This is a genomic window from Paenibacillus popilliae ATCC 14706 (genome assembly GCF_000315235.1).
GTDB lineage: Bacteria > Bacillota > Bacilli > Paenibacillales > Paenibacillaceae > Paenibacillus_B > Paenibacillus_B popilliae.
On record NZ_BALG01000289.1, the window covers coordinates 1 to 15,370 of the forward strand.

13 protein-coding genes and 1 pseudogene are annotated in these 15,370 nt (G+C 54.3%); 7 read left to right on the forward strand and 7 right to left on the reverse strand.

The genetic code is table 11. From position 1 onward, the window contains the following. The first annotated feature begins 151 nt into the window (after positions 1-151). Together PPOP_RS24565 and PPOP_RS16145 are read left to right on the forward strand one after the other, a co-directional pair. Positions 152-1,329, forward strand: a pseudogene (locus tag PPOP_RS24565) (MFS transporter). Positions 1,330-1,528: 199 nt separating this feature from the next. After that, positions 1,529-2,959: an RsmB/NOP family class I SAM-dependent RNA methyltransferase gene (locus PPOP_RS16145; protein ID WP_006287705.1), complete on the forward strand. Its 1,431-nt coding sequence runs from the start codon at positions 1,529-1,531 to the stop codon at positions 2,957-2,959. A gap of 126 nt (positions 2,960-3,085) precedes the next feature. Here the strand turns inward: PPOP_RS16145 and PPOP_RS16150 are convergent, their stop codons facing one another. Next, positions 3,086-3,679, reverse strand: coding sequence for a hypothetical protein (locus PPOP_RS16150; protein WP_006287706.1), 594 nt, complete (start codon positions 3,677-3,679; stop codon positions 3,086-3,088). Between the two features lie 245 nt (positions 3,680-3,924). On the opposite strand from PPOP_RS16150, the gene PPOP_RS20980 reads away from it, so the two are divergent. Then, positions 3,925-4,017 carry a sporulation protein YjcZ gene (locus tag PPOP_RS20980; RefSeq protein WP_093471081.1) on the forward strand — a complete coding sequence of 31 codons (93 nt, stop codon included), beginning with the start codon at positions 3,925-3,927 and terminating at the stop codon, positions 4,015-4,017. Between the two features lie 70 nt (positions 4,018-4,087). Here the strand turns inward: PPOP_RS20980 and PPOP_RS16155 are convergent, their stop codons facing one another. Together PPOP_RS16155 and PPOP_RS16160 are read right to left on the reverse strand one after the other, a co-directional pair. After that, positions 4,088-4,900, reverse strand: a complete 813-nt coding sequence (locus PPOP_RS16155) for a Cof-type HAD-IIB family hydrolase (RefSeq protein WP_006287707.1) — start codon at positions 4,898-4,900, stop codon at positions 4,088-4,090. A 26-nt stretch (positions 4,901-4,926) separates the two neighbouring features. Beyond that, the gene (locus tag PPOP_RS16160; protein WP_006287708.1) at positions 4,927-5,679 is read right to left on the reverse strand and encodes a pseudouridine synthase; all 753 of its coding nucleotides are present in this window, start codon (positions 5,677-5,679) and stop codon (positions 4,927-4,929) included. A gap of 282 nt (positions 5,680-5,961) precedes the next feature. Between PPOP_RS16160 and PPOP_RS16165 the strand changes: the two genes are divergently transcribed. Genes PPOP_RS16165 through PPOP_RS16175 form a run of 3 tightly spaced genes read left to right on the forward strand, consistent with a single transcriptional unit; the run spans position 5,962 to position 9,175 of the window. Beyond that, entirely contained in the window at positions 5,962-6,687 is a 726-nt protein-coding gene (locus PPOP_RS16165; protein ID WP_006287709.1) for an ABC transporter ATP-binding protein, read from the forward strand. Further along, the gene (locus PPOP_RS16170) at positions 6,684-8,048 is read left to right on the forward strand and encodes an ABC transporter permease (protein WP_006287710.1); all 1,365 of its coding nucleotides are present in this window, start codon (positions 6,684-6,686) and stop codon (positions 8,046-8,048) included. Before PPOP_RS16165 ends, PPOP_RS16170 begins: the two co-directional genes overlap by 4 nt. Before the next feature lie 44 nt (positions 8,049-8,092). After that, positions 8,093-9,175 (forward strand): efflux RND transporter periplasmic adaptor subunit, encoded by a 1,083-nt coding sequence (locus PPOP_RS16175; protein WP_006287711.1) that lies wholly within the window; start codon positions 8,093-8,095, stop codon positions 9,173-9,175. A gap of 267 nt (positions 9,176-9,442) precedes the next feature. Here the strand turns inward: PPOP_RS16175 and yjbM are convergent, their stop codons facing one another. Next, a complete protein-coding gene (yjbM, locus tag PPOP_RS16180; protein ID WP_006287712.1) occupies positions 9,443-10,252 on the reverse strand; it encodes a GTP diphosphokinase in 810 nt (269 codons plus the stop codon). Between the two features lie 66 nt (positions 10,253-10,318). After that, positions 10,319-11,413 carry a quinone-dependent dihydroorotate dehydrogenase gene (locus PPOP_RS16185; RefSeq protein ID WP_199898988.1) on the reverse strand — a complete coding sequence of 365 codons (1,095 nt, stop codon included), beginning with the start codon at positions 11,411-11,413 and terminating at the stop codon, positions 10,319-10,321. A 256-nt stretch (positions 11,414-11,669) separates the two neighbouring features. Here PPOP_RS16185 and PPOP_RS25195 point away from each other — a divergent pair, with 256 nt between their 5' ends. Next, the gene (locus tag PPOP_RS25195) at positions 11,670-11,801 is read left to right on the forward strand and encodes a hypothetical protein (protein ID WP_267879083.1); all 132 of its coding nucleotides are present in this window, start codon (positions 11,670-11,672) and stop codon (positions 11,799-11,801) included. A 363-nt stretch (positions 11,802-12,164) separates the two neighbouring features. Here PPOP_RS25195 and PPOP_RS16190 read toward each other — a convergent pair whose 3' ends face one another. Together PPOP_RS16190 and PPOP_RS16195 are read right to left on the reverse strand one after the other, a co-directional pair. Continuing rightward, the gene (locus tag PPOP_RS16190) at positions 12,165-13,586 is read right to left on the reverse strand and encodes a L,D-transpeptidase (protein WP_006287714.1); all 1,422 of its coding nucleotides are present in this window, start codon (positions 13,584-13,586) and stop codon (positions 12,165-12,167) included. A 48-nt stretch (positions 13,587-13,634) separates the two neighbouring features. Next, positions 13,635-15,362 carry a stalk domain-containing protein gene (locus tag PPOP_RS16195; protein ID WP_006287715.1) on the reverse strand — a complete coding sequence of 576 codons (1,728 nt, stop codon included), beginning with the start codon at positions 15,360-15,362 and terminating at the stop codon, positions 13,635-13,637. Between the last annotated feature and the right edge of the window lie 8 nt (positions 15,363-15,370).

The following is a 15,370-nucleotide window of genomic DNA, read 5'->3' on the forward strand; positions in this document are numbered from 1 at the left end:
TCGGTTCGTTTGTAAGGGTACAAACATTTTACCGAGTTGGCGGCTTTTTTTCTATTCTTAAATTGTATTTTGTTGGTTAATCAACAGGCCTGAAGTGCTAGAATAAATTAACTAAAAACAATAACATTAATAAACTTGGGGATTTATATATATGAAAAATTTAATCTACTTTGTAAATAAATGTTCTATCTCTTTCTTTGCTTACTTTGGCTCATTTGCTGTTGTATTACCTTTATCAGGCTTATATTTAAGTATGAATAACTTTAATGAGAGGGAAATAGGGCTTATTTTAGGGATTGCGATATTATCGAGAATACTTGGACCACTTACTTTCCCTATATTGAGTTTCAAATCAAAGAATGTATTCCATGTTGTTTATTTTCAATGTATTCTACTTCTTTCCAGCTCATTGTTAGGTGTGTTTTCAAGCGGGAAAGTGCTAACAACAATTGCATTGTCTTTGACAAATATTTTTTGGATATCGATACTCCCTAGTCTAGAAACATTAGCATTAACAGTTTTAAAAGATAACATGGAAAAGTATTCGAAAATCAGAATGTGGGGAAGCGTAGGTTTTATCCTGATTTCCGTAACTCTGAGTGAAATTATGATGAAAGCTGGTTCTAACTGGTTTTGGTATGTACTTATCCTGATGAATCTAACTTTGATTTTCTCCTTGAAAAGTTTGAACAACTTTGAAGTTATTAGAGAATCTTCTTCAAAAATCAGTTCTCCTTTAATTGAAAAAAAGTTGATATTATACTTCATTGTGTTCTTCTTATTTGAGTTAAGTCATGCCCCATACCATGGTTTTTTTCAATTCTATTGGTAAATGAAGGCTATTCAGGATTTGAGGTAGGCTCTCTTATCGCTTTGGCAGTAATTTGTGAAATAATCGCGTTTGGGAAGGCATTTTTTCTACTGAATAAATACAGTACTGATAAATTACTAATCGCTTGCGCAGCTGCAGCTGCTCTAAGGTGGGTGATAATGGAACTGTTCACTTCGAACATTATTTTGATTATCTTTGCTCAATTGCTACATGCACTAACCTTTGCAGTTGTACATGTATGTTCTATGAAAGTAATAAGTGAGAATTTTGACGAAGCTACAATTGCCAGAAACCAAACAACATATACGCTGTTTACAATGGGCCTTGGTGCTGCGGCAGGTTCATATTTAGCAGGGCAACTTTGGAATGCATCAGGAAATGAGATTAGTTCATTTATAAGTGTCGGGGCTTTTAGTTGCATTGTCATCATTGCAATAATGACTATCAAAGGAATTACCCAACATCGACATCCAAGGTCGAGAGATAAAGCATGTTGAGCAGCGCTTCATCCGAAGGGAAGATGCTCTTGCCTTTGGTCACCTTTATGAGCGGCTTTTTCTTGCCAGTGATGACTACGTTGGGTAATAATGATGACGTAGTTCGTAAAGGTGATCTCCCTCCGTGAATAGGAAAGAACCAACTCATAACCTGTTAACACCTTTTCGAAACCCATTTCTTATACAAGGAGTTCATGCGATGTCAATATCACTGCCTGATGAATTGCCTCTGGCATATCAAGAACAGATGAAGCGCCAATTCGAAGCGGACGGCGAGCCGTTCGAGCCTTTCCTCGACAGCTACAAGGAGCCTCGGACCTATGGCCTGCGCGTTCAACCCGGGAAATGGAGCCGGCATAAGACGGCCCGCCGGAATGCGGCCGCCCTCTTCGCGCTGGAGCCTGTCCCGTGGTGCTCGGAAGGATATTACTATGAAGAATCAGCCCGGCCCGGGAAGCATCCCTACCATCATACGGGTTTGTATTACATTCAGGAACCGTCCGCCATGTCCGCCGCCGGGCTGCTCGATCCGCAGCCGGGCGAGTTCGTGCTGGATCTGGCTGCGGCTCCTGGAGGCAAGGCGACGCAGATCGCCGGGAGGATGAAGGGCGAAGGACTGCTTATCGCCAACGAGATCCATCCGCAGAGAGCCAAAATATTGGCTGAAAATATGGAACGAATGGGCATCGTCAACTGCATCGTGACCCAGGCGGATCCGCATGCGTTGCCCGAGCGCTTCCCATACCGCTTCGATCGCATTATGCTGGACGCGCCCTGCTCGGGGGAAGGGATGTTCCGCAAAGATCCGGAAGCGGTTAAGGAATGGTCGCCCGAGCATGTGGAGGCATGCGCGCTCCGGCAGCAAGATATTATCCGGGCGGCTGTCCGCATGCTTCGGCCGGGAGGAAGCCTCGTCTATTCTACCTGCACCTTCAATCGCCGGGAGAACGAGGACATTATCGCCTATTGGCTGAAGACGTATCCCGAATTCAAGCTGGTGCACATGGAACGGCTCTGGCCGCACCGCCATCGGGGCGAAGGTCATTTCGTCGCGCTCTTGAAGAAATCTCCCGCCGCGCCAGACTCGGCGGTCGGAGCGGCCATGGCGCAATCGGGCCGCCGCAGCGGCCGCAAGCGCAAAGCCTCTATCGGATCGAATGCGGCGGCAGCCGCCTTCAGGCAGTATGCCGAATGGGCCCGCGAGCATCTGCCCGGTCTGGAACTTCCGCCAGGGAGGCCGCTGCTATTCGGAGACGAGCTATACTACGTTCCCGATGCTCACCCTGGAGCGCGGACGCTGCTTGACGACGCTGCCGTATTTTCCGGGCTGCGCCTGCCTCGCCCCGGACTTCATCTCGCGCATATGCGCAAGAACCGAATCGAACCGGCCCATGCGCTGGCGATGGCCTGCGCCGCCGCAGATCAGGCCGCGCTCCGCTTCGACGCCGCCGCGGACGATCCGCGGATTGCCGCTTATCTGCGCGGCGAGCCGATCGCGTTGAACCCAGAACAAGGCGCCGCCCAAGGCTGGACTCTCGTCGCGGTCGACGGACTGCCGATGGGCTGGGGCAAAGCGTCGGACGGCATGATCAAAAACCATCTTCCCAAAGGCCTCCGCTCGCCCAGGTAAGCAAAGGCTTGTCTGTCGCTGTTTGGCATGCCGCCCATTACGGTTCCTCTCGCCTTTGAGGGCCATTTGCTGTCTCGTCAAGCATGAACTCCCGCCCAACACAAAAATACCGTTACCCTTTCAGCTTCAAATGCCCCTCGGGAGCTTTCTCACTGCAAGGGTAACGGTTACCCCTGCCCGTTGGACGCGGTCCACGATCAATTCGTCAATCATCTCATTATGGAACATCATCGTCAGATGGAGCGACTGCACCTGCTTGTCCTTCGCCAATTGACAGGCGAGCTCCTGGCCGATGCAGGCCCGATCGGCACCCGTTCCCGGCACCCGAAAATCAATATACCCGGACATTTCCAGCCCTTCGGTACTGATGGTTGCCTCTCCGACAGGCAGAGAGCCGTTCTGATCGCGGTAAATATCATAGAGCAGCGCGCTGCCGTCATCCCGCGCCAAAATCACGTGAATCCGATCGTCTTCCCCTTCTGTCCCGTCTTCCCCCTCCGGAGCAAGCTCCAACCTGTCGTCCGTACCGTTGCCGAGCGGTCCTGCTTGTCGCCCCGGTGGCTCCACCCGATATTCCGCGACGTCTTCATTCGTGATGATGCGCCCCACTCGTCCCGTCACGAACAAGACTTCCAGATCGACGACGCCCAGTGCATTCGCCGTATGCCGGACATAGCGCTCAACCTGTTCCTCGATAGTGCTCCGGTGCCGCTCCTGCACATCGGTTCCGTCCAGGACGAAATTGAATCATATGCGTGTCCTCCCTTACCATTTCCGGTATATCCGGTATACGATAAGGTTGCCCGTTCCTTGCCTTTACATTCCCCCAGCGGTGCTGGATATCCGTCCAATCGAAGCCGGATTCCGCTGCATATTCTGTGGGTGTCGGAACAAGGGGAGGACCGTCCCGGCGGCACATCCATCCCGCTGGTCCGCTTCATCTCGAACAAGGGAGGAATTCTTCCATGGGTGCAGGATTATGCCATTTCACATCGACAGGCGTCATTCTCGTATTGTTCATTTTGTTGGTCATCGTATCCCGGTCGCTCATCTACTAGAAGACCTGCTGGAACATGCAAGGCGGGGATTTCCCCGCCTCGTTCCGCATTATCCATCCATCGCGAAAGCCTAACGCGCTCCCGCTTCCAGACAATACTTGACAAGCGCATCATGCACGCCGTCTTCATTATTCGAGTTCGTGACTTCGTGTGCAGCCGCCTTCACCTCAATCGGCGCATTGTTCATCGCGATGCCCATGCCCGCAAATTGAAGCATCGACAGATCATTATAGTAATTGCCGATGGCGAGCACCTGCTCCGGGGCGATGCCGCGCTGCTCCGCCAGCTTCGCCAGCGCGCTGCCCTTGCTCGCGTCCTGGTGCATAATATCGATGAAATAATCGCCGGAGCGGATATAGTGCAATCGATGCTCCCACAGGCCCAATTCCGCCTCCACCCGATCCATGTCTTCTTGTTGCCCGCTTAGCGTCATTTTGACCGGCGCATCCTCCAGCGCATCCCAGCTTGGAAACTGCTTCGGCTTGAGTAGGAACTGCCCGTAGAGATCCAGCATCTCCGGCATCATCCTCGCCCGGTCATCCACATATAAATCGAACACCGTATTGATATCGAAATGAACCCCGTTCTTGCGGCAATATTGGATATACGGCTCCAGTTCTTGCGGCGGAATATCGAACCGGTGCAAAATGCGCGGGCCTTTCGATGCCACAGTGGCCGCTCCGTTATGCGTAATAACAACCCCCTCCAGCCCCAGCTCGTCCAAATAAGGCAGCGTGCTCTGCGGGCCGCGTCCGGTGCAGAGCACAATCTCCGATCCTTGCTCAGCTACACTGCGTATCGTAGCGGCCGTTCGCCCCGTAATCGCGTGATCGTCATTCAACAGCGTCCCGTCCATATCCAATGCAATCATTCGGTAAGTCATAGGTCTACTCTCCCCTTCTGTCGTTTTTACCCCTCATTCTGTCCCAAGCGCAAACGTTCTATCTCTTCCAGACTGCATTCGCGCCATTGTCCGGGCTTCATCTGCGGGTCCAGTTCCAGCGTTCCCATCGAGAGACGCTTCAGATAGACGACCTTCTTGCCGACCGCGGCGAACATCCGCTTCACCTGATGGAATTTGCCCTCCGTAATCGTCAGCTCGATATCCGTCAAAACATTCCCTTCTCCATCCGTGCGGTGGCCGAGTATATTCAGCCGTCCCGGTGCCGTCACATAACCGTCATCCAACGTTACGCCTGCGGCGAAGCTGGCGCCGTCCTCCGCGGTCACTGCGCCTGCCACATGAGCGAAGTAGGTCTTCGGGACATGCTTCTTCGGAGACAGCAGTTGATGGGCCAACTGCCCGTCGGTGCTGATCAGAAGCAATCCTTCCGTATCTTTATCGAGCCTGCCCACCGGGAATGGCTCGAAATGCCGCAACGATGCCGGAAGCAAATCGAGAACCGTCCGCTCCCGCATATCCTCCGTCGCAGAGATGACGCCCTGCGGCTTGTTCATCATCACGTAAATATTTTCGCGATATAGCACGATCTCATCGTCCAGCCGGACGATATCCTGTTCCGGATCAACCTGATGGCCGCTATCCTTCACGCTCTTGCCGTTGACGGATATCCGTCCCGCCTTGGCCCATTTTCTAATATGCGAACGGGAACCGCGGCCCATATGCACGAGCAGCTTATCGATCCGCATCATTGTGCCCATGATGACAGGGTCACCTCCTCTGCCTGATGCCGTTCTTGTCCCTGCGGAGCGCATAGCCCTGATGCAGAACACGTCCTTATCAGCATACCATGTTGTTATCCGTTTTGGAAAAGAAACCAACAATGAAGGGTTGCTTCCCGTTTTTCCCGTCTATCCTCGCAGAAGACCTTACAATATTGTCATGTATTCCGCAACAAGGAAACTTTATTGTACAATATTCGTATGAAAACTTTGTTTTCACGATCATCCGGGACAACAGCTATGAGAGAGAGGAGGAGACGGATGTTACGTGTTGAAAATCTATCGCATGCCTTCAAGAACGGGCCGGAGACGACCCAGGTGCTGCACTCGGTATCGTTCCGTGTACAGCGCGGAGAGATGGTTGCCCTGCTTGGGAGCTCCGGCTCCGGCAAATCAACCCTGCTGAATCTGATGGCAGGTCTGATGAAGCCGACGGAAGGCAGCATATATATCGCCGATCAGAATATCGTCACGATGAATGAGAACCAGTTGGCCGAATTCCGGCGCGGTCATATCGGCTTTATTTTTCAAGCCTATGAGCTGATCGCGAATCTCACCGTACGGGAGAACGTGGAGCTGCCGCTCATCTTTCAAGGCGTCGCCCCTTCAGAGCGGAAGGCCAAGGCAGTGCGCCTGTTGGAGCAGGTCGGTCTTCCCGACAAGTCTGAACTGTTCACGTCCCAGCTCTCGGGGGGACAGCAGCAGCGGGTCAGCATCGCCCGTTCGCTTATCACCGATCCGTCCGTTATTTTTGCCGACGAGCCGACGGGGAACCTGGATACGCGCACCGAGGAGGAGATTATTGCGATTTTGAAGCAGTTGAACAAGACAATGAATACGACATTCATCATTGTGACCCACGAACAGGAAGTGGCTGCCCAGACGAAGCGCATTCTTACGCTGAGGGACGGCCATCTGCACGATGACAGCCCCGCTCCAGAGCAAGCTCGGGAAGAAGCGGTCCTGTCTGGAGGTGAGAACCGTTGAGAATCAGTGACTATATCCGGCTGTCCTGGGATCAGTTGAAGCGGCGCAAGGTGGTCACCGCATTGTGCGCTATCGGTATCTCCATTGGCTGCGCTTCGATCGTCGTCGCGATGAGCGTCGGGGAGTCGGCCCAGGTGTACGTGGAGAACCAATTGAATTCCTTTTTGAAAATGGACGAGATCAGCGTCTCTCCGGACAAGGGATTATCGGATGCGAGCGCAAGCAAATCCGATAACAGCGAAGCCGTGGAACGCGGGCAGATTACCCAGCAGAAGCTGGGGGTCATCCGCAATATTCCGCACGTCAAGGCAGTAGCAGCTTTTCAGCAGCTCGGTTATATGCAGATGCAGACGGCCGATGAGCACAAGTCCAACCTGGCGATTATCGGCACCGACCTGAATGCGCTGGCCGACTTCGGCTATGAATTTATGCAGGGCACGGCTTCCGATCTGACGGGAACCGTCATTCTGAGTTACGGGGCCACCCTCGGACTCGTCGACGAAGAGACAATGGACAAGCTCAAGAAGCAGGTGGACGAGAACCCGTTCGACGATGCGTTAAGAAAGCAATACCGCACACTGAGCCTTACGCCAAGCCCGCTCTATCAGAGCCAGATCCAGCTGCTCCCGATCGGAGAGGACAACAACCGGACGTTGGCTAGTTCACCGCTGCGCGTGTCCGCCGTGCTCAAGAAGCCGACCGGCAGCACGGATGACATGCTCATAATGGACAAGACAGCGTATGTCTCACTGGAGACCGCCGAATGGTTGCAGCAAGAGCTGGAGTTAGAAGGAGAGTCCGTCCCTAAGCCAGGTACATACAATTCGCTGACCGTCAAGGTTGACGATCAAAAGAATGTGGACTACGTCGAAAAGCAAATTAAAAAGCTTGTCCTGAACACAAGCACAAACCTTAACCAGATAGAGCAGTTAAAGGAGCAGTTCGCGATCGTGCGCACGATTGCCCTCGGCATCGGCTTGTTCGTCCTGTTCATCGCTTCCATCTCCATCGTCGTCGCCATGACGATGTCAACGTATCAGCGCCGCCGGCAAATCGGAATTATGAAGGTGCTGGGTGCCAACTTGAAGCAGATCCGCAATATGTTTATCATCGAAGCGGCGCTGCTCGGCCTGGTCGGCGGCCTGGTCGGCATTATGCTGTCTTATTGGATCGTTTGGGCGATCAACGGGGCGGCCGCAGGCAACATGTCGGATGGCGGCGGAGAGCCGATTATTTTTATTTCGTCCAACTTAATTCCGATCGGCATCGCCTTCGCTATTCTAACCGGGGTCATTTCGGGCCTCTATCCAGCGATTAGCGCATCGCGCACCGATGCGCTGACGGCCATCAAGCGCGATTGATCGCAATCGCACCACAACTTAGACTAAGGAGGCTCGCTCACCGGATGAAGAAAAAAATCAAATGGGCTATCATCATTCTCGTACTCGCCGGAATCAGCTACGGACTCTATTCGTTCGGCAATCCTCCCACCCAGGAGAATACAATGGAGAACAATGACGCTATCACCTTCTCCGTGACGAAAGAAACGCTAGTAAACAGTATCGAAGTCAAAGGGAAGTCCAGCTATGAGCAGGAAACGTTCGTGAACGCGCCGTTCGGCGCGGAAGTAAGACAGTGGGACGTGAAAGACGGCCAGCAAATAAAAAAAGGAGACGTCCTGTTCCAGCTCGACGCGACCGCCCTGCAAAATGAAATTGCGCAGTCGCAAGCGACAATTAAGCAACAGCGCCTCGAGATGAAACTGACGGAAGTCCAGAGCACGCTTGGACAAGAGGATCAAGCGCTTGGCGCAACAGAGGCGGATCGCAAAAAAGAATTCGTGCAGCGGGAAGTCAATAAGCTGAAAGCGGAATTAAGCGAAGTCACGCTAGAGATCCAAGAGCGGGACATTGCGGACAAGCAGAAGAAGCTGAATGAAGCAAACTATCAGGCGCCGGCGTCCGGCATCTTCCTGTTCGAGGATCCGAACAAAATTCCTTCCCAGGTGAACAGCAATGACCGCCTCGGTAAGATCGTCGATCTGAACAAGCTCCAGTTCGTCTCGCTTGTCGGAGAGCAGGATGTATTCCGCATCGCTGAAGGAATGCCAGTCGAAGTCAAAATCAACGCGCTGAAGCAGGTCAAGCTGACAGGGAAGGTCATCAAAGTATCCAAATTCGCCAAGGCGAGCACCGATCAGCAATATACGAATCAGGCCGCTCAATTCGAGGTGATTATCGGGCTGGAGCCGAACAAGCAGCTTATCGCCGGACTAAGCCTAACCGGCCAGATCGAGACCGAGCGCAAAGAAAATGTGATCGTCGTGCCTACCGTGGCCGTGTTGCGCGAGAAGGACCAGTATTATGTCTTCCTCGACAAGGGCAACGGACAGGTAGAACGGAGAGATATCAAGATTGGATTGGAAACTTCGGAAAAAACGGAAGTGCTGGAGGGTTTGAAGGAAGGCGATCAAGTCGTCCTGCAATAGCAGCCTGCCATAGCAAGAGCTCCCGGCATGAATGAATCATGCCGGGAGCTCTTCCGCTTCCTGCCGAGGCATGTCACGCCTTGACAAAATTTAATTTCATAATCATACCCGAAAATCCTCTTGTGTGTAGTACGAATTATTTTCATTTTGGAATGCCCCTGAATCATCAATGGGAATATGATTCTTGTATAAAACCGACAATATCCATTCATTTGAACGAGCTTCTAATCAAAACTTCTATCCAAATCGCTATCGCCGCCCAGCTGCTTACTCGCTGCCTGCTTCCAGTTGCTTCGCCTGCTGCAGCATAGCAATAATGTCTTCCTCCACGCGCTTGATTCCTGCCCGATCTTCCTGTTCCCACAACTCGTTGAAGCGCTGCTGGAACTGAACCGCTTCTGTCACTTTGTGATAGCAGTACAGCTCCTGAATCAGCGCCAAACATTGATGCACAAGACGCGACTGATCTTCGAAATCGCGCTGCGCCTCCAATATTTCCTGCCGGATATTGGACATCTCATTATCGAGAATAAACGCGGCTTCTGCCGCCTTCTTCAGGCGCAGCCTTACATCCTCCGGCAGGCTGTCCTTATATTTATAATTGAGTGAATGCTCGATCGTAGCCCAGAAATTCATAGCCAGCGTCCGAATCTGGATTTCCGCCAGCACGATCTTTTGGCCGATCGCCGTCTGCACAGGGTATTCCACGATCATGTGAAAGCTGCGGTAGCCGCTCTCTTTGTAGTTCGTAATATAGTCCTTCTCGTATAGTAGATTCATATCTTTGCGATGGCGGATGAACTCAGCGACTCTTTGGATATCATCCACAAATTGGCACATGATGCGAATGCCGGCGATATCTTCGATTCCGCGCTCCAACTGGTCCATCGGCACGTCCAGCCGCTTCGCCTTGTCCAGAATACTGGAGATGCGCTTCACCCGTCCCGTAACGAACTCAATCGGCGAATACTCTTCCCGTTTCTTCAGTTCCGAGCGCATCGACTTGAATTTGACCTTCAACTCTTCGACGGTCTGCTCATATGGCAGCAAAAACTTTCCCCAATCTCTTCCGTCCATTCAAGCGCCTCCTGTCATTCCCACCGTCCATTATCTATGTTCGTCCAAGCGGATGTCTTTATCATTCTACCGGTGATCCGCGCCAACGGCTTCGGATATATGCCGGTATCCGTCTCGTGCCAGCAAGCGGGCCAGACCCGCCGCCAAGTCCCGGTTAACGCCCGGGCCCCGGTAGATGAAGGCGGTATAGATCTCTACCAGACTGGCGCCGGCCCGAATCTTACGATAGGCGTCCTCTGCGCTGAACACGCCGCCCGATCCGATAATCGGTAACGAGCCGTTCGTCAGGCGATACAGTTGGGACACGACCTGGGTCGATCGCTCCTCCAGCGGCCGCCCGCTCAAACCGCCGGCCTCCAGCCGGCTGCTGTGCCCGGCTCCCATGCGGGATACCGTCGTATTCGTCGCGATAATCCCCTGTACGCCGCTCGCCATGATCGTATTTGTCATTTGCTCCAATTCGGCGTCGGACACGTCGGGAGCGATTTTGACCAGCACGGCCTTGTTCCGGCCATGCTTCGCATTCAGCCGTTTCATCTCCGAGACGGCCGCCTGCAGCAGCGACTTCAATTCGTCTCCATGCTGAAGATTGCGCAGATCCGGCGTATTGGGCGAGCTGATATTGATTACGAACAAGTCTGCTACCGGATAGAGTGTCCGGAGGCAGGACAAATAATCAGCCTGCGCCTGCTCGTTCGGCGTCGCCTTGTTCTTGCCGATGTTGACCCATACCGGAATCGGTCGCTTCCGCAGCGCCGCCAGAGACCGCAGCATGCTGTCCGTTCCCTTGTTATTGAAGCCCATCCGGTTGATAAGTGCCTCGTCCGGAGGCAAGCGGAACATGCGCGGCTTCTCGTTCCCCGGCTGTCCCTTGGGCGTAACGGTTCCCACTTCCATGAACCCGAAGCCGACCGAGGAGAGCCCGCTTACCGCCTCCGCGTTCTTGTCCAGGCCGGCCGCCAGCCCAATCGGTGTATGGAAGGATAAGCCGAATAGCTCGGTCTTCAAGGCCGGTACTTCACCAACCCCGTATCCTCCTCTCAGCAGCGCTGGCACGCCCGGAATGCGGCCCACTGCGGCCATCCCCCCGATGACGAGATGATGCGCCCGCTCAGGGTCCATTTTAAATAGCAATGGTTTTGCAATATATCGATACAACAACATCCTCACTCCGTTCATCCATGCCAGACAATCTGCCTGCTTCGGTACGATTTTGGCTCATCGCCAACCCCTTCTCCGGCACGGCAGCCGTCCCTTGATAGAACTGACGCTTTTGGTCCTAACCAATAGTTTAAATCTTTCTTCGGCAAAAGAAAAGCCTGTTTTCACTTTCAATTTGTCTGGCCTTTTACCCGGAAAACGATTACAATAAGGGCAGTGAACAAGCGATTTCCAAGAAAGGTGATGAACGATGGCAATGAAACGGAAACCTCCCGTTATCGCGACCAAGCCGCATGATGCCGTGAACAAGAAATCCATTTATTGGGCAGGAGGCATTGCGCTGGTTATTGTCATTATCGTGTCCATCTTACTAGTGGTGAACGGATAACATACCTGGCTGTTCAACAAAATAAGAGAGCCGTGCCCCTGATTGTTGAATGGTTCCCGCAAGATGGACACGTTACAAAGGCGACCCCTTGCGGGTCATTTGTGTTTTCATCAAACGATGGAGATAAGCGCGAGGTAAAATTTTATGGCAATAGGAGAGGCAATTTGAAGAGTTTTACTCAACAAGAGATCAAGCGGCGGTGCAATGCATATGCAACTCACGGATTACACAAGATGACTCCTGATAAATACAGAAGTCATCTTGTGTCCGCCTAAGCCAGGGGGTCTTATGAAAAGTGTCCACAACTACGGTCTCCGTTCACTTCCGGGGAACACGGCTCTCTTTTGTGTGCCGCCGTGCCGATTAATCCAGCCAGTGGTAGACCTTGCCCGGGTTATCCTGATTCGGCGTCAGATCGAGCCGGTAGCGTTCTTCCGGATCGGGAACCCGCAGCTCGTCGGGCAGCACGTCCGATTCAATGCTCACTTCCGTTCCGACCGGCACCATGTCGAACAGTTCCTCGACATCGCCCGGCAGCATGCGGATGCATCCCAGCGACTCGTCCCGGCCGATGCTGTCAGGCTCATTCGTGCCGTGAATCGCATATAGCGTATCCGACAGCGTCATCCCCCGGCTTCCGAAGACGCCTGTCGAGGAGCCGTTCGGATTCACCACCTTCTCCGAGATGACGAACTTCCCCTTCGGCGTACGGCTGCCTCCCAGCCCGATCTCATAGTTGCGAAGCAGGATGCCGCCGCTAACGACCCCCAGGCGATGCCGTTTTTTATCGATCACGATTCGAATCGGCTCGCGGAACGGATCGGTCTCATCCGCCCACATGAAGGAGAGCGCCTGCTCGGCTCGCTTCCGCTTCGCTCCACGGGCCAACCCGTTCCGGTAGACCTGGAGCACCTCCGCATATGCCTGCTCAATCGCCACCGATGTGCCGGATACCGAATTGGCCGGATAGGCCTTCGCCATGCCAGTCCACTGATCCGGAGCAACCTTGCCCTGCTTCACATAGGCCGTCAGGGCGGATTTGGCAATCAGCCGCTGCTCGCTCGCTCCCGCCCACAGCGCCGCGTCTTGCCGTGCCGCCTGCCTCTCCTCATCACACCGGCAATTCGGTTCGGCCAGCGGCAGCATCCCGATCGGCCCACCTTCGGGTGGCGTGTTGGCCAACAGAACGGGATCGGGCGTCCGCGACCAGATGAGCCACGCTTCATCGGACTCCAACCGAAGGACGACATCCTCCCCAGCCCGCTTCCGATCCTTCTCCAGAATTCGCTTCAAGACATGCGCATAGCCCTCGTCATCTCCTGCGGCCACCAGCCGGTAGAAGATGCCGCCAGAGATCTCCTCTTGCGGCGCTGGCGGATGGCCCTTGTCCTGCTGAACGCTGAGCCGCATTCCATCGGGAGCCGCAGCCTCTTCGCCGGGCAAGAGGACGAGCAGCAGAAGGAATAGAATGGCTAATAACCCGGCCCGCAGATGGCGCGCCTTCCTCCGGCGCCGCTTCTCGCGCTCCGTCCGCTCCTTCATTTGCTCCTTTATCTGCTCCTCTACTGTCTCCTGTGGCAGAGGCTCATTCTCGAACGCTTTATATATGTCCCCCGCCTGGTTGAAGCAGTAATTGGCTTTCCCTTGCTCCCCAGAACGCTCGTATTGCTTGCCTAGCAAATACCAGGCCATCCGGTTGTCCGGATGCGATTCCAGGTACTCCTTCATATACGCTTTGTCTTTACGGGACCATCGAGGGGCCGGGTGGTCGGAATGAGGGGGCATTCTGATTCCTCCCTTCTGCATCAGTCGTCTTCTGTTTCGAGTCATGCCTTACGATCCGGCAGCTTTACCTGATGTATCTTGCCGTTCAAATACAGTATCGCGAAGAATGAGCGTCCGGAGCTCCGGAACCCAATTCACATGCAGCCCGAATGGATTGAGCAAGCGCACCGGGATCAGCCACTGCCCGTCTTGCCTGAAGGGTGCTTCCGCCGCGCTCAGCGTCTGCATCCGCTTCGTCCCGTTGCGCTCCACCCGTACTTGCTGCACGTCCCGCTCCAGGACAATAACGGATGAGCCAACCGTTACCCGTACCTTGTCTGTATCCAGCTCTGCCACTCCGAATCCGAGCATCTTCTTCCATGGCTCCAGCGGAAGGAAGGCGCGATTGTTCCGAATGACCGCAGAAACAGGCGTCTCCACCCGCCGGTCGTTATACACGGTTATGACAGCGTCCCGTGCGTACGGGCTTGCGGCCGTCGAGGAGCGGGCCTCCTCCGGCAGCGTATAGCGGCGGATAAGGCGAATCGAATTATTGAATCCGTCCGCCACCGCTATTGTTCCGTTGCTGAGCACGGCCACATTCACCGGCTCGCGGAATGTCGCCTGTTCCGCCCACCCGTTCTGATGACCTGTCCCCCCGCCGCCGCCTAGCGTATACACCTTGCCATTAAATAAATAGCGGATGGCATGATTCCACCGATCGGCGACGATGATGCCGCCCTCGGCCGTAATCGCAATGCCTGCCGGGCCGTTGAACAGTGCCTCGCTCGCCTCGCTGTCACGGTATCCTCCTGCGGCATAGAGCTGCGCATCCGGGAACTTGCAACTGTAGCTGGCAACCGATCCGGCCCCGGCAAGCGTCGTCACGTACTTCTGCTTCAGATTCACTAAGCGAAGGCGTTGATTCCCCGTGTCGCTGACGACCAGATCACCGGACGAAGTGAAGGCGAGGCTGCTCGGCTCGTTGAACTTGCTCTCCCCAAGCTTGCCGTCTGCATAATCGCCTCCTGCGGCGACCGCGCCGGGGGCGTATTCGACAATCCGCTTCGATCGGGCATTCAGCGTCGTCACATTTCCGTTCGCATCAATGCGCCGAAGGACATGATTCAACGCATCCGCGACGTAGAGGGAACCGTCCTCCGCCACGGCCACATCCCGCGGCTCGTTGAAGCGCGCCTCCGATCCTGTGCCGTCCCTCCAGCCGGCCAGGCCGCTGCCGGCCACCGTCGTCACCCGGCCCGACTTGTCGAGCTTACGGATTACGTGGTTTCCCGCATCCGCAATATAGAGATTGCCCTGCCGATCCTCCGCCATCCCCATTGGCTGATTGAATCGGGCCTCCGTGCCCTTGCCGTCTGTCCAGCTCCCGTACTGCTGCCGCATCTTCGCGACCTGTCCGGCCAGCGTGCTCACCTGCCCTGCAGCGTCAGCCCGGCGGATCAGATGATTATAGGTGTCCGCGATGAGGAGCTCTCCGTTCTTCCCAGCCAGCAGACCGGAAGGATAGCGGAATTCCGCCCGTTCGGCGCGGCCGTCAACCGATCCGGATACGCCCGATCCCGCCCAATCAATCGTCTCGTACCAGACGGGGGATCGGCTCCAGGCGGCGAAGTTGAACGCAGGAGCCGATAAGCTGTCGAAGCGGCTCATTTCCTGTACCGGCGGTGTCAAAGGAGCAGGAGCGGACGACACGGCAGCCGTACTGGCCGCACCGATGCACAGGATAAGAAGTAGCATCTTGCTTGCCCAACGGAATTGCTTTACTTTTCGATTCATGTGTCCTC

What these genes read in the sequence shown, in the direction of transcription:
- PPOP_RS20980 (WP_093471081.1), top strand. Translation starts at nt 3,925, where the DNA reads ATGGGTGCAGGATTATGCCATTTCACATCGACAGGCGTCATTCTCGTA.
- PPOP_RS16160 (WP_006287708.1), bottom strand. Translation starts at nt 5,679, where the DNA reads ATGGGCACAATGATGCGGATCGATAAGCTGCTCGTGCATATGGGCCGC.
- PPOP_RS16155 (WP_006287707.1), bottom strand. Translation starts at nt 4,900, where the DNA reads ATGACTTACCGAATGATTGCATTGGATATGGACGGGACGCTGTTGAAT.
- PPOP_RS16165 (WP_006287709.1), top strand. Translation starts at nt 5,962, where the DNA reads ATGTTACGTGTTGAAAATCTATCGCATGCCTTCAAGAACGGGCCGGAG.
- yjbM (WP_006287712.1), bottom strand. Translation starts at nt 10,252, where the DNA reads ATGGACGGAAGAGATTGGGGAAAGTTTTTGCTGCCATATGAGCAGACC.
- PPOP_RS16195 (WP_006287715.1), bottom strand. Translation starts at nt 15,362, where the DNA reads ATGAATCGAAAAGTAAAGCAATTCCGTTGGGCAAGCAAGATGCTACTT.
- PPOP_RS16145 (WP_006287705.1), top strand. Translation starts at nt 1,529, where the DNA reads ATGTCAATATCACTGCCTGATGAATTGCCTCTGGCATATCAAGAACAG.
- PPOP_RS16175 (WP_006287711.1), top strand. Translation starts at nt 8,093, where the DNA reads ATGAAGAAAAAAATCAAATGGGCTATCATCATTCTCGTACTCGCCGGA.
- PPOP_RS16190 (WP_006287714.1), bottom strand. Translation starts at nt 13,586, where the DNA reads ATGCCCCCTCATTCCGACCACCCGGCCCCTCGATGGTCCCGTAAAGAC.
- PPOP_RS25195 (WP_267879083.1), top strand. Translation starts at nt 11,670, where the DNA reads ATGAAACGGAAACCTCCCGTTATCGCGACCAAGCCGCATGATGCCGTG.